Source organism: Marinobacter xestospongiae (assembly GCF_023156385.1).
Classification (GTDB): domain Bacteria; phylum Pseudomonadota; class Gammaproteobacteria; order Pseudomonadales; family Oleiphilaceae; genus Marinobacter; species Marinobacter xestospongiae.
This window is the reverse complement of record NZ_JAKZAK010000017.1, coordinates 32,445-53,176: the sequence shown is the minus strand read 5'-3', so window position 1 is coordinate 53,176 and position 20,732 is coordinate 32,445. Positions and strand designations below refer to the sequence as shown.

At 61.4% G+C, this 20,732-nt stretch carries 17 protein-coding genes and 2 tRNA genes; 14 read left to right on the top strand and 5 right to left on the bottom strand.

Features of this window, described 5'->3' with window-relative positions; translation table 11 throughout:
• Nucleotides 1-4: 4 nt before the first annotated feature.
• Entirely contained in the window at nt 5-1,099 is a 1,095-nt protein-coding gene (locus tag MLD24_RS13130) for a GGDEF domain-containing protein (RefSeq protein WP_248167019.1), read from the bottom strand.
• Between the two features lie 294 nt (nt 1,100-1,393).
• Between MLD24_RS13130 and MLD24_RS13125 the strand changes: the two genes are divergently transcribed.
• Nucleotides 1,394-2,812: an ABC1 kinase family protein gene (locus MLD24_RS13125; protein ID WP_248167017.1), complete on the top strand. Its 1,419-nt coding sequence runs from the start codon at nt 1,394-1,396 to the stop codon at nt 2,810-2,812.
• A gap of 11 nt (nt 2,813-2,823) precedes the next feature.
• Here MLD24_RS13125 and MLD24_RS13120 read toward each other — a convergent pair whose 3' ends face one another.
• A complete protein-coding gene (locus tag MLD24_RS13120; protein WP_248167015.1) occupies nt 2,824-3,258 on the bottom strand; it encodes a YqaA family protein in 435 nt (144 codons plus the stop codon).
• 94 nt (nt 3,259-3,352) lie between these two features.
• Here MLD24_RS13120 and MLD24_RS13115 point away from each other — a divergent pair, with 94 nt between their 5' ends.
• Together MLD24_RS13115 and MLD24_RS13110 are read left to right on the top strand one after the other, a co-directional pair.
• Entirely contained in the window at nt 3,353-5,479 is a 2,127-nt protein-coding gene (locus MLD24_RS13115; RefSeq protein WP_248167013.1) for a methyl-accepting chemotaxis protein, read from the top strand.
• A gap of 158 nt (nt 5,480-5,637) precedes the next feature.
• The gene (locus MLD24_RS13110; protein ID WP_248167012.1) at nt 5,638-5,892 is read left to right on the top strand and encodes a GrxA family glutaredoxin; all 255 of its coding nucleotides are present in this window, start codon (nt 5,638-5,640) and stop codon (nt 5,890-5,892) included.
• Between the two features lie 83 nt (nt 5,893-5,975).
• On the opposite strand, the gene MLD24_RS13105 is transcribed toward MLD24_RS13110, so the two are convergent.
• Nucleotides 5,976-7,238, bottom strand: coding sequence for a 6-phosphofructokinase (locus MLD24_RS13105; protein ID WP_227172196.1), 1,263 nt, complete (start codon nt 7,236-7,238; stop codon nt 5,976-5,978).
• A gap of 209 nt (nt 7,239-7,447) precedes the next feature.
• Between MLD24_RS13105 and mpl the strand changes: the two genes are divergently transcribed.
• The 4 genes from mpl (at nt 7,448) to MLD24_RS13085 (ending at nt 12,751) form a co-directional block, all read left to right on the top strand.
• Nucleotides 7,448-8,842 (top strand): UDP-N-acetylmuramate:L-alanyl-gamma-D-glutamyl-meso-diaminopimelate ligase, encoded by a 1,395-nt coding sequence (gene mpl / locus MLD24_RS13100; protein ID WP_248167011.1) that lies wholly within the window; start codon nt 7,448-7,450, stop codon nt 8,840-8,842.
• A 36-nt stretch (nt 8,843-8,878) separates the two neighbouring features.
• On the top strand, nt 8,879-9,517 hold the full coding sequence (locus MLD24_RS13095; RefSeq protein ID WP_248167009.1) for a flavin prenyltransferase UbiX: 639 nt from the start codon (nt 8,879-8,881) through the stop codon (nt 9,515-9,517).
• A gap of 117 nt (nt 9,518-9,634) precedes the next feature.
• Nucleotides 9,635-10,774, top strand: a complete 1,140-nt coding sequence (locus tag MLD24_RS13090) for an acyl-CoA dehydrogenase family protein (protein ID WP_248167007.1) — start codon at nt 9,635-9,637, stop codon at nt 10,772-10,774.
• Nucleotides 10,775-10,915: 141 nt separating this feature from the next.
• Nucleotides 10,916-12,751, top strand: coding sequence for a hypothetical protein (locus MLD24_RS13085; RefSeq protein WP_248167006.1), 1,836 nt, complete (start codon nt 10,916-10,918; stop codon nt 12,749-12,751).
• 135 nt (nt 12,752-12,886) lie between these two features.
• Here the strand turns inward: MLD24_RS13085 and MLD24_RS13080 are convergent.
• Together MLD24_RS13080 and MLD24_RS13075 are read right to left on the bottom strand one after the other, a co-directional pair.
• Nucleotides 12,887-12,973: transfer RNA gene (locus MLD24_RS13080), tRNA-Leu, on the bottom strand.
• Between the two features lie 275 nt (nt 12,974-13,248).
• A tRNA-Leu gene (locus MLD24_RS13075) sits at nt 13,249-13,335 on the bottom strand.
• Between the two features lie 263 nt (nt 13,336-13,598).
• Between MLD24_RS13075 and rnr the strand changes: the two genes are divergently transcribed.
• The 7 genes from rnr (at nt 13,599) to dnaB (ending at nt 20,702) form a co-directional block, all read left to right on the top strand.
• Complete coding sequence (gene rnr, locus MLD24_RS13070; RefSeq protein WP_248167005.1) at nt 13,599-16,094, top strand: ribonuclease R; 2,496 nt, start codon at nt 13,599-13,601, stop codon at nt 16,092-16,094.
• 75 nt (nt 16,095-16,169) lie between these two features.
• Nucleotides 16,170-16,907 carry a 23S rRNA (guanosine(2251)-2'-O)-methyltransferase RlmB gene (gene rlmB / locus MLD24_RS13065; protein WP_248167004.1) on the top strand — a complete coding sequence of 246 codons (738 nt, stop codon included), beginning with the start codon at nt 16,170-16,172 and terminating at the stop codon, nt 16,905-16,907.
• 204 nt (nt 16,908-17,111) lie between these two features.
• Complete coding sequence (gene rpsF / locus MLD24_RS13060) at nt 17,112-17,525, top strand: 30S ribosomal protein S6 (RefSeq protein ID WP_227172189.1); 414 nt, start codon at nt 17,112-17,114, stop codon at nt 17,523-17,525.
• Between the two features lie 28 nt (nt 17,526-17,553).
• A complete protein-coding gene (gene rpsR, locus MLD24_RS13055) occupies nt 17,554-17,784 on the top strand; it encodes a 30S ribosomal protein S18 (protein ID WP_007154918.1) in 231 nt (76 codons plus the stop codon).
• A 31-nt stretch (nt 17,785-17,815) separates the two neighbouring features.
• Nucleotides 17,816-18,679 (top strand): hypothetical protein, encoded by an 864-nt coding sequence (locus MLD24_RS13050; RefSeq protein ID WP_248167002.1) that lies wholly within the window; start codon nt 17,816-17,818, stop codon nt 18,677-18,679.
• A 20-nt stretch (nt 18,680-18,699) separates the two neighbouring features.
• The gene (gene rplI, locus MLD24_RS13045) at nt 18,700-19,146 is read left to right on the top strand and encodes a 50S ribosomal protein L9 (RefSeq protein ID WP_227172187.1); all 447 of its coding nucleotides are present in this window, start codon (nt 18,700-18,702) and stop codon (nt 19,144-19,146) included.
• 158 nt (nt 19,147-19,304) lie between these two features.
• Nucleotides 19,305-20,702 carry a replicative DNA helicase gene (dnaB, locus tag MLD24_RS13040; protein WP_227172186.1) on the top strand — a complete coding sequence of 466 codons (1,398 nt, stop codon included), beginning with the start codon at nt 19,305-19,307 and terminating at the stop codon, nt 20,700-20,702.
• Nucleotides 20,703-20,732 lie beyond the last annotated feature (30 nt).

Genomic DNA, 20,732 nt, shown 5'->3' with positions numbered 1-20,732 from the left:
GGTCTCACGCGGCCGTGTGTCGGCCATCGGAATCGCAGACCTGGTTGCGGCCCTGGGTTTTTGCCTGGTAGAGCGCTTCATCCGCCCGTTGCAACACCCGGTCGATGGTCTCATGACCATGGATCGAGGCCACGCCGACACTGATGGTGGCGGTGATGGCCTGACCGTCAAATTCGATGGCCTGGGTGGCGATGGACTGTCGTACCCGATTGGCGATCTGCATGGCCTCGGCGGTGTCGGTTTCCGGCAACAGCACCAGAAACTCCTCTCCGCCCCAACGGGCGATCATGTCCACCCGGCGACACTCCGTCTGCAGCGACTCGGCCACCAGTTTGATCATCCTGTCCCCGGCCTGATGGCCGTAGTTGTCATTGACGCTCTTGAACAGATCGATGTCCATCAGCATGACCGAAAAACCTCGGCCGTTGCGCAGGTAGCGCTGGTATTCGCTGTCGATGCGGTTGTGACCTTCGCGGCGATTGGCCAGGCCGGTCAGGGCATCGTGCTTGGCGGCATACTCGAACCGGGACGCCAGCTGGATCAGGCCAAGCTTGCTGCGGCGCCGGCTCTGGTCGAGCAGGTAACAGCTCACCATCTCGAAGCCCAGAACGATCATCATGCTGAGGCGAAAACTGCCGCTGTAAGGCGTGTCAATGATGGCCGCGCCGACGGGGGAGTAGAGCAGGGCGAGGCCAAGCCAGCCGCCACCGCAGGCAATGATGCCGACCCGGGAGTCGCTGATGTAGAAAATGATCGGGGGATAGGCAAACAGCCACATGACCCCGGCGCCATTCTCGATGGCGAACACCGCCAGGTAGCAGAACAACGCGGTGATCACCAGAATGAACCCCCGCCGCAGCAGGGTGTCGCTGTTTGCCAGGAAGTGAATCAGGGCGTTGGCTGCCAGCAACACCGCAAAGGTCAGCAGCACGTAGGTGGTTTGGGGGTCGCTGCGCAGGTGGGCGCGAAAGGCAAAGAAACTGAGGGCGGGCACGGCCGCGGCCGTCATCCACACAATCAGGATGGGAACGGGGATCTCGCCCTTGACGCGGAACTCACCGAGTTCGCTGTCAGTGCGCTGGGGTGACGAGTGAGGCATGACGGGTATCGCTGTTGTCAGTTCGGCCTGTTGTATAACCTGCAGGCTCAATTTGTTCTTGTATGAATCAAGCTTAGCGCCAAACCCGATCATGAAGTGTATAGAATCGTAACGGTCCGTGGCCGGGTAGGGCTGTCTTGGAATTGATCAATTAATACCCCCTGTGACGGGGATGCATTGGCTGCGGCGTCGACGTACGGCGGGCGCGGCTGTAACCTGAACTCGAGGGTCAGAACGTATAATGGCGACACACGGGCTCCGACCGTGCTTCATTCTCCCAGCGGAAAGGCATTGATGACTTCCAAGCGACGAGGCAGCAGCGTATCCCGAATCAAGACCGGCAGTTTTGAGCGCCGGCTGTCATTGACCCGGGCCGGACTGTTTGCCGGTACCCGCATGGCGTCCCACCTGGCCACCAACTGGCTGAGCAGTCGTGAGACCCGCGAACAGCGTCATCGGGCGATGCTGTCGAGCCAGGCCGAGTTTCTGGTGGAAGAATTGGGGAAACTCAAGGGCAGTGTGGTGAAAATTGGCCAGGTGATGGCGCTGTATGGTGAGCATTTCCTGCCTGAGGAAGTCACCGAAGCCCTGCACACCCTGGAAGACCAGACCACCTCCCTGGAATGGGCGTCGATCCGCAAGGTGCTTGCTCGCGAGCTCGGCAGCGACCGGCTGGCGGAGCTGGAAGTGGACCCGGAACCGATCGGCGCCGCCTCCCTGGGGCAGGTCCACCGTGCCCGACGCAGAAGCGATGGCCTGGAACTGGTGCTCAAGGTGCAGTATCCCGGTGTTGCCGATGCCGTGGACAGTGATCTCAATTCCGTGGCCCAACTGCTGCGCATTGCCCGCCTGGTATCCATTGGCCCGGAGTTCAACGACTGGCTGGAAGAAGTCCGAGAGATGATGCACCGGGAAGTGGATTACCGGCTGGAGGCGCGGACCACAGAAAAATTCCGGGCCTTGCTGGCGGACGACGACCGCTTTGTGGTGCCGCGGGTGCTGCCGGAATACTCCACCGCCCATGTGATTGCGTCCACCTATGAGCAGGGTCATTCAGTCAGTTCCGTGGCGGTGCGGGAGTTGCCGCTGGCGCGGCGCAATGCCCTGGGCCAGGCTGCGCTGGAGCTGTTCTTCCGCGAACTGTTCCTGTGGGGGGAAATCCAGACCGACCCCAACTTCGGCAATTACCGCATCCGCATTGCCGGCGAACCCGGGGCAGACCGTGATCACGACCAGATCGTGCTGCTGGATTTTGGCGCCGTCCAGAGCTACCCGGACAGTTTCCTCAAGCCGGTGATCCATATGATCCAGGCCTCCTATGAAGGCGATCGCGAACAGGTGGTCGAGGGTGGGGTGCAGCTTCGATTCATGAGCCGGGACTGGCCGGAGGACGTGCTGCGGACCTTCGGTGAGGTGTGCATGTCGGTGCTGGAGCCGTTGCAGGCTGATCGCGGCCAGTGGCCGCCGGAAGCCGTCAACGACAATGGCCAGTACCGCTGGAAACAGAGCGATCTGCCGTCGCGGGTGGCCCGTTACGCCGCGCGCTCTGCCATCAGTCGCTACTTCCGCATCCCGCCCAAGGAATTCGTGTTCCTCAACCGCAAACTGATCGGGGTCTACACCTTCATTGCCGTGCTGTGCGCAGAGTTCAATGGCGAACCCCTGCTGCGCCGCTACCTCTACCCGGAGGACGGCGGCGACAGAACCGGTTGAGCCGGGCGTCTCTACCCCGGGCCGCCATTGGCCTGGACCACCAGCCACAGCACCACGGCGTAGCGGGCGCCCTTGCCAATCGCTACCAGGGTGACAAAGTTGAGCCAGGGCACCCGCATGATGCCGCCGATCAGCGTCAGCGCGTCACCACCGATCGGCAGCCAGCCAAACAGCAGTGACCACTGGCCGTAACGATTGAACCGCTGCCGGGCCCGGTGCAGCTGCTTCTGTGAGAACGGAAACCAGCGCCGGTGCTTGAAGCGGTCCACCTGGCGTCCGATCATCCCGTTGACCACCGAGCCCAGGGTGTTGCCCGCGGTGGCCCAGAACCACAGCCAGAACACCGAATACCCTTCCAGTACCAGCCCTCCCAGAAGAATTTCGGAATACGCCGGCAGGATGGTGGCGGCGACAAAGGCGGTGACAAACAGACTCAGGTACGCCAAACGCAACACTCCCTTATGATTCGCATGTGGAATTAATGCCTACCCACCGCTAACCTGATGGGGAATCAGTGATCTACGACAGGTTAAACGATCCATGAAGAAGCTGTCCCTTAAACTTAAGCTGTATGCCCTGGTGATCGCCCTGCTGTTGGTGATGGGGGGCAGTCTGATCGTGACAGCGCAGTGGTCGATGAACCGGATGGAATCGGAACTCTCTGGTGCGACAACCGACATGGTGCAGGAGATCGTGATGGATCGTCTGCAGGCCACCGCCGGTGAGCATGGGGAGAAGGTCAGCGGGCTGCTGGACTCTGCGTTCAAGACACCGGATGTGGTCCGGGATGTGGTGGAAAGCAACGTCGCGGCGGACCAGTACAGCCGTATCAGCCGTCCGGCGCTGCAGGAGATTGTTGGCGGTGTGCTGGCGTCGGAACCGGGCCTGAGTGCGATCTACGCCCAGTTCGAGCCCGACGGCTATGACGGCCAGGACCGCTACTTCACCGGTGGTGTCGAGGATCACAGTTCCGATTCCGGCACCCTTGAGATCTATTACTACCGCACCCCCGATGACGGTATCGAATTTGCCCGCACCGCCGATGCGGATGAAAAATACCTGGACGGCCGCAATGAGTTCGGCATCCGTGAGGCCGAGTGGTACCTGTGCTCCATGGAGTCCAAGGCGTCCTGCATCATGGAGCCCTACAACTACGAGATCGAGGAAGGCTACAGCGAGCTGATGACCAGCCTGGTGGTGCCGATTCTCAATGCCGATCAGTTCGTCGGGGTGGTGGGGGTGGACATCAATCTGTCGACCCTGCAGGAGGCGATCCTGGCCGTCAGCCGCTCGCTTTACGATGGCCAGTCCCGGGTCACTCTGCTCAGTGAGATGGGGCTGATTGCCGCCGCCAGCCACTACGAGGACAATCTGGGCCGGCCGCTGGCAGAGGCGGCGCCGGAGCAGGCGCAGGTGCTCAAGGAGTTGCACCGCAACGGTGGCAGCTACGACGATGGCGAGATGCTGGCGGTGTCGTATCCGATCCGCTTTGCGGAGACCGATGCGGTCTGGTCGATGGTGATCGAGCTGCCCCGGGAAGCGGCGTTGGCGGAGCTGAACGAGATCAATACGCTGATGTCCGATGCGGTGTCCGCCACCGCCGGCCGCCAGCTGCTGGCCGGCGTGATTGTGTCGGTGCTGGCGATCATTGGCCTGATCGTGCTGGTGCGTTCGGTGACCCGGCCGCTGGATGAAATCCGCGACCGCATGCAGAACCTGGCCGGCGCCGAGGGTGACCTGACCCGGGAGCTGACCATCGACACCCACGCCGAACTGATCGATCTGGCGGATGGTTTCAATCGCTTCCTGGCGCGCTTGCGCACCATGGTGAACGATCTCAAGGCGGTCAACCGGCAGGTCCACGGTCAGGCATCGGACGTTGGTGCCATTGCGGTGGAGACCGATGAGAACACCGAGCGCCAGAATCAGGAGATCGCCAGCGTGGTGACGGCGATGAACGAAATGTCGGCGGCCGCCGGTGAGGTGGCCGGCTTCGCCGGTGAAGCGGCGGAGAACGCCCGCCAGGCCCAGGATGGGATTCAGTTCACCAAGTCTACCCTGGGAACGGCCGTGGATGGGGTAGGCGCCCTCGCCGGGGATATGGAACAGGCCAGTCAGGCCATCAGCCACGTGGCCAGCCGCAGTGATGACATCAACCGCATCCTGGAGGTGATTCGTGGAATCGCCGAGCAGACCAACCTGCTGGCCCTCAACGCGGCGATCGAGGCCGCCAGGGCCGGTGAGCAGGGGCGTGGCTTTGCGGTGGTGGCGGATGAGGTGCGAACCCTGGCATCGCGGACGCGGGAATCCACCGACGAGATCAGCCAGATGATCGATGGCCTGCAGCAGGAAGTCACCCAGACGGTGGCGGTAATCCGGACCGGGGTGGACCGGGCGACCATGGCGGTGGACGGCACCCGCGAGGCCGATCACTCCCTGGCTACGGTGGTTGAGCGTATCGGCGTTATCGTTGAGCACGTGACTCAGGTGGCCACCGCCGCCGAGGAGCAGAGTTCAGTCAGCGAGGAGATCAACCGCAACCTCACCGCCATTGGCGATGCCGCCAATGACCTGCGGGACCTGGCGCAACGGGTGCGTAACAGCGGCCAGTTGCTGGATCAGCAAGTGGAAACCCTGGACAACGAGCTGAGCCGGCTCAAGACCTGACGCCCGCATGGCAGTCGCCGCAATGCGGCGATTGCTGCAGGCTATGGTGGCCATCAAAAGGCTTCAGTTTGTTTTCTGACCTGGCAGTGGCACTATGGCGACCGTCCCGAATCTGATGACGCTCGCCGACTGCGGCGACGGTCCCGTGAGGAGTACCTATGGAACCTGTAACCATCTATGGCCGCATGTCCTGCGGTTTTTGTGTCCGCGCCAGGCAATTGTGTGAGGTCAAAGGCTACGACTATCGCTTTGTCGATATGATTGCCGAAGGCATCAGCAAGGGAGACCTGTCGGAGACCCTGGGGCGTCCGGTGGTGACGGTGCCACAGATACTGGTGGGCGATGACTATGTCGGCGGTTGCGATGAGTTCTTCGCCTTCGTCCGTCAGCAGGAAGCGCTGGCGGGCAGCTGAGGGCTCAGTTGAATCCGCCGATTGGCGCTTACAAAAAAAGGGACGAGTTATTGTCCCTTTTTTCATGGGGGGCTGGTGACCGTTCAGATATCGAACTCGGCCTTCAGTTTCTTCTCCACCAGCTGGTTCTGCAGCTTGGCCACCTTGGGCAGGCCTTTCTCGAACGGCGGGAAGCTCTCGCCTTCGATCAGCGGCTGCAGATAGGCACGGCAGTCGTCGGTGATGCCAAAGCCATCATCGGTGATGTAGTGGATGGGCATTTTCTTTTCCTGGTTGGCGACTTCGCTCAGCGGTGCCTCGCCAATGTGCCAGCGGTATGGGGACGCCTGCTCGCGGACAATGGTGGGCATCAGTGCCTGCTTGCCGGCCAGGGCCATCTCCACGGCGGCCTGACCAACCTTGTAGGCCTGCTCCACATCTGTGGCGGAAGCGATGTGGCGGGCCGCCCGCTGCAGGTAGTCGGCCACGGCCCAGTGGTACTTGTGGCCCAGAGCCTGTTTCACCATGTTGGCCAGTGCCGGGGCCACGCCGCCGAGCTGGGTGTGGCCGAAAGCGTCTTTGGAGCCGGCTTCGGCAACGAAACGGCCGTCTTCGTACTGGGCACCTTCAGAGGCGACCACCACGCAGTAGCCATAGTTCTCCACGCAGAAGTCCACACGCTTGAGGAAGGCTTCGCGATCAAACGGCACTTCCGGAAACAGGATGATGTGGGGTGGCTCGCCTTCGCCTTCCCCGGCCAGGCCACCAGAGGCGGCAATCCAGCCGGCGTGACGTCCCATCACTTCGAGGATGAACACCTTGGTGGACGACTCGCTCATGGAGCGGATGTCGAGGCTGGCTTCGAGGGTGGAGGTGGCAATGTACTTGGCCACGGAGCCGAAGCCCGGGCAGCAGTCGGTAAACGGCAGGTCGTTATCAACGGTCTTGGGCACGCCAATGCAGGTGATCGGGTAGCCCATTTTCTCCGCCAGCTGGGAGACTTTGAAGGCGGTGTCCTGGGAGTCGCCACCACCGTTGTAGAAGAAGTAGCCGATGTCGTGGGCCTGGAACACCTCGATCAGACGCTCGTACTCGCGGCGATTCTCGGTCAGGTTCTTGAGCTTGTAACGGCAGGAACCGAAGGCGCCGCCTGGCGTGTGCAGCAGGGCTTCGATGGCTGCGTCGGACTCCAGGCTGGTGTCGATCAGTTCTTCCCGCAGGGCGCCAATGATGCCGTTGCGGCCGGCGTAGACCTTGCCGATCTGTTCCGGGTGCTTCCGGGCGGTCTGGATGACCCCGCAGGCACTGGCATTGATTACGGCGGTGACACCGCCGGACTGAGCATAAAACGCGTTCTTGATGGCCATCTTGAGTGCCGCCTCCTGCTGGTTGAGCGAATGTCGCGAATGATACGTCAAACGCGGGGGTTTTTCATGGCGGCGATGGTGGTGGAAACCGGAATTGACTCTTGACGGAGTGACGGTGATACGGGAGGCTTGTGGCCCCATCGCGGATGCCATCGAGAGCGCATCGTTGTGGGCTTTCTGGCGGATTTCTTGGTAAAGGGCGGATGGTTATGCACATTCATATCCTGGGTATTTGTGGCACCTTCATGGGCAGCCTGGCAGTCATCGCCCGCGAACTGGGGCACACGGTGACCGGTTCGGACCAGGGGGTCTACCCGCCCATGAGCACCCAGCTCGAAGCCCAGGGCATCGCCCTGATGGACGGCTACGACGCCGCCAATCTGGAACCAAAACCGGATCTGGTGCTGATCGGTAACGCCATGTCCCGGGGCAACGTGGAGGTGGAGGCGGTCCTCAACCGCAACATCGACTACATGTCCGGCCCGGAATGGCTGGCGCGGGAGGTCCTGAGCAAGCGCTGGGTTCTGGCGGTGGCCGGCACCCACGGCAAGACCACGACCACCGCCATGCTGCTGTGGATTCTGGAGCAGGCCGGTTTCGATGCCGGCTACCTGGTGGGTGGAGTGCCGAAGGATTTTCCGGTGTCCGCCCGGCTCGGCAGCAGTGATTTCTTCGTTATTGAGGCCGACGAATACGACAGTGCCTTCTTCGACAAGCGTTCCAAGTTTGTCCACTACCGGCCCCGTACGCTGATTCTCAACAACCTGGAGTTTGACCACGCCGATATCTTTGACAGCGTCGAGGCCATTGAGCGCCAGTTTCACCACCTGGTCCGCACGGTGCCATCCCAGGGGCTGATTGTGCGTCCGAGTCGGGATGAACACCTGGATCGGGCGCTGGCGCTGGGCTGCTGGAGTGGGTTGCAGACCACGGCGCTTGGCAGTGAAAGCGAGGCGACCGACTGGCGGGCGGAACTGCTGGCGGACGATGGCAGCCGCTTCCTGGTGCTCCATCACGAACAACCGGTGGCCACCGTGAACTGGCAGCAGACCGGCCACCACAACGTCCGCAATGCCCTGGCGGCCATTGCCGCGGCCCGCCACGTCGGCGTGACCCCGGACCACGCCATTGCCGCGCTCAACCGCTTCTCCGGGGTGAAGCGGCGAATGGAGCTGCTGGCTGATATTGATGGCGTGCGGGTGTACGACGATTTCGCCCATCATCCCACCGCCATTGCCACCACTCTGGAGGGGCTGCGTAACCGGGTAGGGGATGAGCCCATCGTTGCGTTGATCGAGCCCCGTTCCAATACCATGCAGCAGGGCGTGCACCAGCAGTCCCTGCTGGCCAGTGCCGGTGCCGCCGACAAGGTGTTGTGGGCCAACCTCCAGCACCTGGCGTGGCTGGATACCCTGGTCGGCGAACACCAGCAGGCCACCGATGACCACGACACCCATCGGGTGCTGGGCTCGGTCGAGCGGTTGATTGAACAGACCCTGGAGGAACTGACCCAGCCTTGCCATATTGTGATCATGAGCAATGGTGGCTTTGGTGGCATCCATCGGAAGCTGGTGGCCGTACTCAAGGACCGTACCGGCGCCTGAGCCGCCACGGACTGACAGCGACACACAGGAGGCTCCATGTCGAACCCGATCACCACCGTCAATCTGGCGTTCACTGGCGCCTCGGGTGCGCAGTACGGTTTGCGTCTGCTGGAATGCCTGCTGGCGGCGGGCTGTCGGGTTCACCTGATGGTCAGTCGGGCGGCCCAGGTAGTGATTGCAACGGAGACCGACTTCAAGCTGCCCGGTGCCCCCAAGGCCATGGCGGCGGCCCTGACGGAACATTTCCAGGCTCAGCCGCAACAGTTGCTGGTGTTTGGCCGTGAGGACTGGTTTGCGCCGCCGGCGTCCGGATCTGGTGAGCCAGCCCCGCTGGTGGTGTGTCCATGCAGCACCGGCACCCTGTCGGCGTTGGCCACCGGTGCCAGCAATAACCTGATTGAGCGGGCGGGGGACGTTGCCCTCAAGGAGCGCCGGCCACTGATCCTGGTGCCGCGGGAAGCTCCATACTCTGAGTTGCACCTGGAGAACATGCTGAAGCTGACCCGGATGGGCGCGACCATCATTCCCGCCAGTCCTGGGTTCTATCACCAGCCCCAGTCGGTGGCGGATCTGGTGGACTTCATCGTTGCCCGGCTGCTGGATCATCTCGGTATCGATCAGACCCTGATGCCAAAATGGGGCGAAAGTCGGGTGGCGCAGAAATTGGCCCGCTAAGGTCCCGGCAAGGCGGATTTGGCCACTGCTTTTGATGCTTTTGCCCATTGAGCCGATTCGGCTCCCCCCACAGACTCTGTGAACAACCACAACGACAGTCATTCACAGAGGTTCACCATGATTCCACGCACGCTCTTTGATGCCGATCTCGAAGGCTTCCGGGACTCCGTTCGCAAGTTTCTGGAGCAGGAGGCGGTGCCTTACCACGAACAGTGGGAGAAGGACGGTCAGGTCAGCCGGGAACTCTGGACCAAGGCCGGTGAGCTGGGCTTTCTCTGCCCCACCATGCCGGAAGCGTATGGCGGTGTGGGCGCCGATTTCCGCTACAGTGCCGTCATCATGGAAGAGCTGGCCCGAGCCGGACTTTCCGGCATTGGCTGGGGGCTGCATTCCGACATCGTTGCACCTTACATCCTCCACTACGGTTCGGAAGAACAGAAACAGCATTACCTGCCCAAGCTGGTCAGCGGTGAGATGGTAGGGGCTATTGCGATGACCGAGCCCGGCGCCGGCTCCGACCTGCAGGGGGTCAAGACCAATGCCGTCAAGCAGGGCGACCACTACGTCATGAACGGCTCCAAGACCTTCATCACCAATGGCCAGCTGGCGGATCTGGTGGTGGTGGTGGCCAAGACCGATCCCAAGGAAGGCGCCAAGGGCACCAGCCTGTTCCTGGTGGAATGTGCCTGGGAAGGGTTTGAGAAGGGGCAGAACCTCAACAAGGTGGGGATGAAAGCCCAGGATACCTCGGAGCTGTTCTTCCAGGACGTCCGGATTCCGGAGACCCACCTGCTGGGTGGCCGGGAAGGGCAGGGCTTCTTCCAGTTGATGCAGGAACTGCCGGCGGAGCGCCTGCAGGTGGCGCTGACGGCGGTTGCGGCTGCCGAGGCGGCCTGGGGCTGGACTCTGGACTACGTCAAGGAACGCAAGGCGTTCAGCAAGCCGGTGATCGCCTTCCAGAACACCCGCTTTAAGATGGCGGAAATGAAAGCCGAGATCACCGCCGCGCGGGTCTTCGTTGACCGTTGCCTGGAGTTGCACCTGGAGAAGAAGCTGGATATCCCCACCGCCGCCATGCTGAAGCAGTGGACCACCGATCTGCAGTGCAAGGTGATGGACGAGTGTGTCCAGCTCCACGGCGGCTATGGCTACATGTGGGAATACCCCATCGCGCGGGCCTGGGCCGATTCCCGGGTGCAGCGGATCTACGCCGGCACCAATGAAATCATGAAAGAGATCGTTGCCCGCTCGTTCTGAGCTACCGACGACATTGCCGGGCAGGCCAAGCGCTGCTGCCCGGTTACCCTTCTTTACAATTTGCCAAGCCTATCAAGGTTCCCGCCGGTAAACTTCCCTAGAGTGAATCCCAACCACTAATAAGGATAATCGGTTGCCGTCATGACGCGTTTGCTCCCCCTGGCCCTGTCCCTGGCCGTGTTCAGCCTTACCGGCTGCAAGAACGAATCCACTCCGCCGCCCGAAGATGGCCGGGATTTTGATTCCGGCGACTATATCGAGCCGGGCGCCTACACCGGCACGGTGATGAATGGCTATCTCAGCCAGGCCCGGGTGTGGCTGGATATTGACGGCGATGGTCAGGTGACCGCTGGGCCGCTGGAGATCACGCTGGAATCCGGCACGGTGGTGACCCTGGAAAATGGCGAGCCTACTGCCCTCAGCGGTGATAACGGTCGCTTTGAGCTGGACACCTCCGAGCTGCAGCTGGACGCGACGGTCGGGCCGGACCTGGACCCGAGGGACTACGCGCTTTACGCCACCATCCTGCCGGGCCGTACGACCGACCAGAGCCGTGGTGGTGTGGTGCTGGACAAGGCATTCATGATGTCCGCACCGCCGGGTGTGCGACTGATCAGCCCGCTGACCTCCCTGGAGCGGTTCCGGGCACTGGCAGGCCTCGCTGGTCAGTTTGAAGCCAACGCGACACTGGCCGATGCCTTTCGTCACTCCAACCCGCGGCAGGATTACCTGAAGGCCGGCGATGACCGCGCCTACGCCTACGCCCGGGTGTTTGCCCGCTTCCTGGCGGCGCAGTTCCCGGAGGGCACCAGTGAAGCCCTGGCCAACGGTGATGGCACCGAACGGCTGCTGGACATCAACGCCATCAAGGTGTTGGCGGTGGCGTTTATCCGCAACGCGGCGACACTGGTGCAGCGGGTCGATGAAGCGGCGCCGGCCGGTCGTTACCAAAATGTCGATATCGACGCGATTGAGCTGCCGGTGGAGGGACTGGACCTGTTGAACCCGGTGGTGCTGGCCACCGAGGTGGTGTTTGCCCACAGCGAGGACGGTGCGCTGCCGGCTTCGCGTTCCGGGCTGGAGCGCTCGGCGGAGCTTGCCTACAGCTACAACCCGGCGGGACAACTGGTGCGGATTGAAGCCAATGGCTGCATGGCACCCTCCATGCAGGAGTTGGCGCGGTTGGCCAACGCCGGCGGCGAAATGGCGGCTACCGGCACCCAGTGGCTGCCGAGCATTTCCGCTTCTCAGCTCAGCATGGGGTATTTGCAGGAAGACGGCGTCGACGAAGTGCTGGAGATTGACTGGGCAACCCGCACTGCCCGCTTCTACACGACAACGGATTGCCACCCTGAACTTGCGGCGACTGATGCCCTCGACGGTGAGCCGGCCCGCAGCTATCAGTGGTCGCTGAATGCGGGCCGGGTACTGTCCATCACTGATGGCGAACGCACCCTGGTGCCGGATTACGAAAATGCCAGCGAGACCTTCCTGGGCTATCGCCTACTGCAAGACGGCGTTGAACTGGCCGCGCTGGATTTGACCGGAGAGCTGGTGTCTTGCCTTGATCAGTTGGATGATGCCGATCAACTGCCGCCGCGAGTCGTGTCGGCCCAGCAGAGCTATCAGTTCAGCGGATTTGAGCCGCAACCGGACCTGTTCGAAACCCTGCTGCTGGAGTTCGACACCCGCAAGGAGCGTCAGCGGCTGCTGAGTTACAGCTTCCTCGACGATCGCCTGGCGGCGGTGCCGGCGCTGGACGGCCAGGCTGGCTTTCGGTGGGAGTTTTTCTACCAGTCGGAGGACGGCATCATCGAACCGGAACAGCCCAATCTGATCGAACAGGGCTTCCTGACCCTGCACACCCGGCCACAGAGTTGCGGTCGCAACGAGGACTCCTCGCCAGGGGCGCTGTTCGGCCGGATCAATCGGGGGTACAAACGTCTTTCTGAGATTCTGGCTGGTGGTGTGAACTGATTAACTGATCGGACACGGATAAAGCGGGCCATCACCGGCGTGGATCGGTGGTGGTTTGTTGTTTGGGGGCTTGGGAAAGTACGAAGTTCAGACGGGATGTCTTCGTTGCTGCTGACCACTCCCTGGGGAAGGGAATGGTGCCGAGGAGAGGACTTGAACCTCCACGGGGTTGCCCCCACTAGCACCTGAAGCTAGCGTGTCTACCAATTTCACCACCTCGGCAAGCGACCGCTATGATAATGAAACTCGCCTGATATTCAAGCCCGCTTTTGCGTTAATGACGTTTTTTTGCAGTGGAGACCGTGTTTCCGGGTCCGTCTGACAGGCGCTGCCAGATGAAGGAAGCAGTCGACAGTAAGTTCTGAAGTGCAAGTTCTGAAGTGCAAGCTCTGAGGTACAACGGAAGGCAGCGACGATTGAAGTCACATCTGGCGACTTTCGTCTGCTTTGCATTAAATTATGAGGGAGATTTAATCGCCATTCCTTGAAGGAAGGAATGGTGCCGAGGAGAGGACTTGAACCTCCACGGGGTTGCCCCCACTAGCACCTGAAGCTAGCGTGTCTACCAATTTCACCACCTCGGCAGGTGATTTGCAGGTTTGCCGTTTTGTAATCACTAAGCTTTATAAGATGTAGCTTATTGAAAACTTGGCAGTTCTGCCGTCGGTTGGGGTGTTCGTCTCAACCGATGGCGCGTACTTTACGGATTCGTGTAAGGGCTGTCAAACGTTTTCCTCAAAAATTTTTGGATTGGTTCGCAGGTACTGATAGTGAGAGTTATACTCCAGTCACATTGAATCGGTCGCCAGCCTCCAAGTGGCTGCGTGACCCCAGGAAAAGGTAGCGAATGGCTTCCAGAAAGAAGACAGACAAGGACCCTCACGCCAACCGTGAGGCCACGAAGTACGACAATCCCATCCAGAGCCGGGAATTTATCCTGGATCACCTGCGGCAGCGCGGAGCGCCAGCCAGTCATGAGACCCTGTGCGACGAGCTCGCCCTGACCACCCCGGAAAACATTGAGGCCCTGCGCCGCCGGTTGATCGCCATGTGCCGTGACGGCCAGCTGATCTGCAACCGTCGCGGGGCCTACCTGCCTATCGATGAGGCCGACCTGGTGAGTGGCCGGGTGATGGGGCATCGGGACGGGTTCGGCTTCCTGGTGCCCGATGACGGTGGCTCCGACCTGTTTCTCACCGCCCGGCAGATGCGCAAGGTGTTTCATGGCGACCGGGTGGCTGCCCGGGTGGATCGAGTGGATGACCGTGGCCGCCGCGAGGGCGTGATTGTTGAGGTGCTTGAAGCCCGAACCGCGCAGGTGGTTGGCCGTCTGTTCCGGGAAAGCGGGGTTGCCTTTGTGGTTCCCGAAAACGCCCGCATCAATCATGAAGTGCTGATTCCCGAAGAGCATTGCGCCGATGCCTACCATGGCCAGTATGTGGTGGTGGAGATTCTCCGGCAGCCAACGCCCCGCACCAAGCCTACCGGCCGGATCATTGAAGTGCTGGGAGATCACATGGCGCCGGGTATGGAGATCGCGGTGGCGATACGCTCCTACGACCTGCCTCACAGTTGGCCGCCTGCGGCCGGAGAGCAGGCGGCGGCCATTCCGGCCGAAGTGGGCGAGGCCGACAAGACCAACCGGGTGGATCTGCGGCAGCTGCCACTGGTGACCATCGATGGTGAGGACGCCCGCGATTTTGATGACGCCATCTATTGTGAGCGCCGGTCCCGGGGTGGTTATCGCCTGGTTGTCGCCATCGCTGACGTTTCCCATTACGTGCGCATTGGCAGTCCGCTGGATGAAGAGGCGCTGAACCGTGGTAACTCGGTGTACTTCCCGGACCATGTCGTGCCGATGCTGCCGGAGAAGCTCTCCAATGGCCTGTGCTCGCTGAATCCGGAAGTGGATCGTCTTTGCCTGGTGGCCGACATGACCATCAGCGCGGCGGGCAACATCAGCGGCTACACCTTCTATCAGGCGGTGATGCACAGTCACGCCCGGCTGACCTACACCAAGGTCAGCGACATGCTGGAGCGGCCGGACTCCGAGCCGGGCTACCGTCTGTGCGAGCAGTACGCCGAGGTGCTGCCGCACCTGCACGACCTTTACGGCCTCTATAAAGTGTTGCGTCAGGCGCGCACGGAACGCGGTGCGATTGACTTCGAAACCACCGAGACCCGGATCATCTTCGATCCGGCGCGGAAAATTGAGGAAATCGTGCCAGTGCATCGCAACGATGCCCACAAGATTGTGGAAGAGTGCATGCTGTGCGCCAACGTGGCGGCAGCGCGGTTCCTCAAATACCACAAACTGCCGGCACTGTATCGGGTTCACGATGGCCCGTCGGAAGAACGGCTGGGGGCTTTGCGGCTGTTCCTGGGGGAGCTGGGGTTGCAGCTCGGCGGTGGTGACAAGCCCACCTCGGCGGATTATCAGGCGCTGTTGTCAGTGGTTGCTGACAGACCCGATGCTCAGGTGATCCAGACAGTGATGCTGCGGTCGTTGAGTCAGGCGGTATACAGCCCCGAGGAGTCCGGTCACTTCGGGCTCGGGTTTGCCAGCTACGCTCACTTCACATCGCCCATCCGCCGCTATCCGGACCTGATTGTCCACCGCGCCATCAAATCGGTGATTCACAGTGCCGAGACCCGCAAGCGGGTGGAGCAGCCCGGGCAGCGGGATGCCAATCTGGCGGAATACCCCTACGACCTGGCGCGGATGACCCAGCTGGGCGAGATCACCTCGATGACGGAGCGGCGGGCCGACGATGCCACCCGCGATGTCATGGCCTGGCTCAAGTGTGAGTACCTGCGGGACCGGGTGGGTGAAGAGTACGACGGCGTCATTGCCGCTGTGGTGCCGTTCGGGTTCTTTGTCGAGCTCAAGGACATCTACATCGAAGGACTGGTGCACATCTCCACCCTGGGTGGTGACTACTATCACCACGACGTCGCCAAACACCGGCTGGTGGGTGAACGCACTGCGGTCAGCTTCCGGCTCGGTGATGAAGTACGGGTGCAGGTGGTGCGGGTGGATCTGGATGAGCGCAAGATTGATCTGGAGCTGCTCAGTAAACCGCGGCGACGCAAGTCTGACCGGGAGGCCCTGGAAATGGCGGACTCCCGCGATGGCGGGGCGCGCAAGGACAAGGGCGGCGGCAAGTCCGGACGCAAGGGTTCCGGCAAGGGGCACAAGGCCGCCGGCAAGCCTGACAAGAGCGCCAAGTCCGGCAAGGCTAAAAAAGAGCGACCCAGAAGCGCGAAGGAAAAGCTGGTGGAAGCGGCCGCCAAGGAGGCGGACAAGTCCGGTGGCCGCAAACGTGGTCAGAAGCCCTGGTAAAGCATGGTGCCTGGTCGGTGCAGGGCTGTTTGCCCAGCGCGCCGGCCACGACGAGCAGTTGAGGAACGCACGAACGTGTCTGAAGAGTTTATTTTTGGTTGGCATGCCGTTGAGGCGGTACTGAAGCGGGAGCCGGAGCGGCTACAGGCGGTGTGGATTCAGACCGGTCGTCAGGACCGTCGGGTCAAGGAAGTGACCGCTGCGCTGGATGAGCTGGGTGTGCCCTGGCAGGTGGTTCACCGTCGTGAGCTGGATGAGCGGGTCGCCGGTGTGCATCAGGGGGTGGTTGCCCAGGTTGGCAAGAGTCGTGAATGGAGCGAGGATGACCTGCTGGCGATGCTGGAACAGTCCGACAAGCCGCCGTTCCTGCTGGTGCTGGATGGTGTCACCGATCCCCATAACCTGGGGGCCTGTCTGCGAACCGCCGATGCGGCGGGGGTCCAGGCAGTGATTGTGCCCAAGGACAAGTCCGCCTCGCTCAGTCCTACCGCACGCAAAGTGGCCTGTGGCGCCGCCGAGACGGTGCCATTGGTGCGGGTCACCAATCTCGCCCGGGCGTTGCGCAACCTGCAGCAGCAGGGGGTGTGGCTGATCGGCACGGCAGGGGAGGCCAAGGCCTCGCTTTACCAGGCTGACTTCTCCGGTCCGGTGGCGCTGGTGATGGGCGCTGAGGGCAAGGGTATGCGTCGGCTGACCCGTGAGCATTGCGACCAGTTGATCAATATTCCCATGCAGGGTCATGTCGACAGCCTGAATGTGTCGGTGGCAACCGGCGTCTGTCTATACGAGGCCCTGCGACAAAGACTTGCATAGCACCGTCTACCCGCCTAAAATGCGTCACCCCTTTTTTCGGGGGTGGCGTGTTATTGTCTGAATTTTGTTCATGGCAGGGCGCGTCAGGCTTTTCACAAAGCCGATGAACACGGGCAGCCAAGCGCTGCCGCCTCCTTGCTTCTTGCCGGGCCTGTCGCAACAGCGCGGGGCTGTCGGAAGCTGTTCAAACCGTAGGGAGAACTCATGCGTCACTACGAAATCGTATTCATGGTACATCCGGATCAGAGCGAGCAGGTGCCCGCGATGATCGAGCGTTATACCGGCGTCATCACCGAAGATGGCGGTCAGGTACATCGCCTGGAAGATTGGGGCCGTCGTCACCTGGCATACCCGATCAACAAGATCCACAAGGCTCACTACGTGCTGATGAACGTTGAATGTTCACAGACCGCACTGGACGAGCTGACTCACAACTTCCGCTTCAACGACGCCATCATTCGCGACCTGATCATCCGTCGCGACGAGGCTGTGACTGACCTGTCTCCGATGAAGGCGGCTGAGTCCCGCGAGGACCGTCGCGGTGGAGATGAGCGTCCGCGCCGTTCCGCCGAATCCGGCGAGCGCCGTCCGGCCGAAGCCCAGGGCGACAAAGAGTAAAATCACTTTTTGAGTTGAGGAGTTAGTTATGGCTCGTTTTTTCAGACGTCGTAAGTTCTGTCGCTTCACGGCAGAGGGTGTTAAGGAGATCGATTACAAAGATCTGGACACCCTGAAAGGCTACATCACTGAAACCGGCAAGATCGTGCCCAGCCGCATCACCGGCACCAAAGCACGTTATCAGCGTCAGCTGGCCACCGCTATCAAGCGTGCCCGCTACCTGGCACTGCTGCCGTACTCGGACAGCCACGACAACTAAGTTGCAGGAAATCTAGACAGGACTTGGGACCATGCGTGCTCTAGCACAGTTTGTAATGCGAGGTCCCCTGCAGGCGGGTGCTGTGGCAGCGATTGCCATGACAGTCCCCCTGCTGTTTTGGGTCGGAGCCGCCGTCGTTGGACTGGTGATTCTCCGGCTCGGCATCAGCCAGGGGCTTAGCATCGGCCTCTGGGCATTGCTGCCCGGGCTCGGTTGGGCCTGGGTGGGGCAGGACCCCACCGCGGTGTCGGTGTTGCTCCTGGTGATGGTGATGGCCGCAGTTCTGCGGGCCTCCCTGTCCTGGGAGAAGGCACTGCTCAGCGGAGCCGGCCTGACCCTGGTGATGGGGGCGTTACTGCCGATTCTTTACTCCGGGCTCCTGGACCAGCTGGTTCAGGCCGGTGTTGAGTTCTACCAGAGCTACGAGGTCGAGGCGCCGGTGGCTGGCGGGCAGCTGGAGACAGTGATCCGCGAGACCATGGTGGCCAGCATGGCGGGCATGTTCCTTGCCATGGGCATCGGGATGACGATGCTGGCCAGGTCCTGGCAGGCCGGGCTGGACAACCCTGGTGGTTTCCAGCGGGAGTTCCACTCCCTGAGGCTGTCAGTGCCGGTGGCTCTGGGCTGCGTGCTGGCAATAGTGGCCGGGCCCTACCTTGGCCTGAACGCGCTGTTGCTGGCCTGGGCCGCAGGGTTGCCGCTGTTCCTGGCCGCCTTGGGCCTGGTGCACGGTGTTGTCGCCCTGCGGGGCATGGGCAGTCACTGGTTGGTAATGTTTTACGTGGCCCTGATGCTGTTGGGTCCGAGTCTGATGTTTCTGTTACTGGTTGTGGCGTTTGTGGATAGCTGGCTGGATATCCGGGGGCGAATCAAGTCCTCCGGGTCGGCTGAATAAAGCACGAAGAGGTTAACGAGATGGAAGTTATTCTGCTCGAGAAAGTTGCAAACCTTGGCTCACTGGGTGACAAGGTTAAGGTAAAGGCCGGTTACGGTCGTAATTTCCTGCTTCCCTACGGCAAGGCTGTTGCTGCCACGGAAGACAACCTGAAGGCGTTCGAAGAGCGTCGTGCCGAGCTGGAAAAAGCTGCCGCTGAAAAGCTGGCCGCTGCCCAGTCCCGCGCCGAAGCTCTGGAAGGCGCTTCCTTCACCATCACCTCCAAGGCTGGTGACGAAGGCAAGCTGTTCGGTTCTATCGGTGTGCGTGACATTGCAGATGCAATCACTGCCGCCGGTACCGACGTTGAGAAGAGCGAAGTTCGTCTGCCGGAAGGCCCGCTGCGGGTTGTCGGCGAGTACGACATCGAGCTTCAGCTGCACACCGACGTAACCGTCGAAGTGAAGGTTGCAGTCGTCGCCGAGTGATTCGGCCCCGGCCCTGTGCCGGAGACTGCTTTGGTGATCCCTTGTGGGTCACCGCCCAGGCCCGGGCCGCGAAAGCGGATTCCGGGCCTGTTGCTTTCTGGTATGCTAGTGTCCCGTCTGTCGCAATGATCCCGAACGTTTTTTACTGAAGAGAATCCATGGCCAATTCCAATCTGAAAGCGGCATCCACTGACCTGGAAACCTCCCGCGTCAAGGTTCCTCCGCACTCGCTGGAAGCCGAGCAGGCGGTGCTTGGTGGCCTGATGCTGGACAACCGCCGCTTTGATGAAGTGTCGGAGATCATCACCTCGACGGATTTCTACCGTCAGGACCATCGCCTGATCTTCGCGGCAGCCGAGCGGCTGGCAGGTGACAGTGAGCCACTGGACGTGGTCACCCTGGCGGAGTTCCTGGAGCGGGCCGGGGACATCGAAGACGCCGGCGGCCTGGGTTATCTGGCCGAGCTGGCGGAGAAGACGCCGGGCGCGGCCAACATTCGGGCGTACGCCGAGATCGTGCGGGAGCGTTCGGTACTGCGCAGCCTGATAGAAGTGTCCGGCAACATCGCCGATTCGGCGTTTAATCCACTTGGGCGCACCAGTGATGAATTGCTGGATGAGGCCGAGCGGAATGTGTTCAAGATTGCCGAATCCCGCAACACCCAGAATGCCGGACCGAAAAGCATCAACCCGATCCTGACCACGGCGTTGGGACGGATTGAAGAAATGTTTGAATCCGGCGATGCCATCACCGGCCTGACCACCGGCTTTCGGGACCTCGACAACAGCACTTCGGGGATGCAGCCGGCGGATCTGATCATTGTGGCCGGTCGTCCCTCCATGGGTAAGACCACGTTCGCCATGAACCTGGTGGAGAACGCGCTGCTGAAAACCGGTGAGCCGATCCTGGTGTTCAGTATGGAGATGCCGTCCGATTCCATCGTAATGCGGATGCTGTCGTCACTGGGGCGCATCGACCAGACCAAAATCCGGAGCGGTAAGCTGGAAGAGGACGACTGGCCCCGGCTGACCTCGGCGGTGTCACTGCTGAAGGACAAGCCGCTGTACATCGATGATACCGCTGGCCTGAGTCCCACCGAACTGCGCTCCCGTGCCCGTCGTGTGGCCCGGGAGAATGGCGGCAAGCTCAGCCTGATCATGGTCGACTATCTGCAGTTGATGCGGGTGCCGGGCAATACCGAAGGGCGTACTGCGGAAATCTCCGAGATCTCCCGCTCCCTCAAGGGGATTGCCAAGGAGCTCAACTGTCCGGTGGTGGCGTTGTCGCAGCTTAACCGGAGTTTGGAGCAGCGCCCCAACAAACGACCGGTGAACTCGGACCTGCGGGAATCCGGAGCGATCGAGCAGGACGCCGACGTGATCATGTTCGTCTACCGCGACGAGGTCTATAACGAGGACACCCCGGACAAAGGGGTGGCCGAGATCATTATCGGTAAGCAACGGAACGGTCCCATTGGCACCATACGGCTTGCGTTCGTGGGTAAGTACACCAAGTTTGAAGACCTCGCCCATGGCGATTACGGGGACGAATACTGAGGTCGCAGTCTGGATGATCAGCAGGGTAAT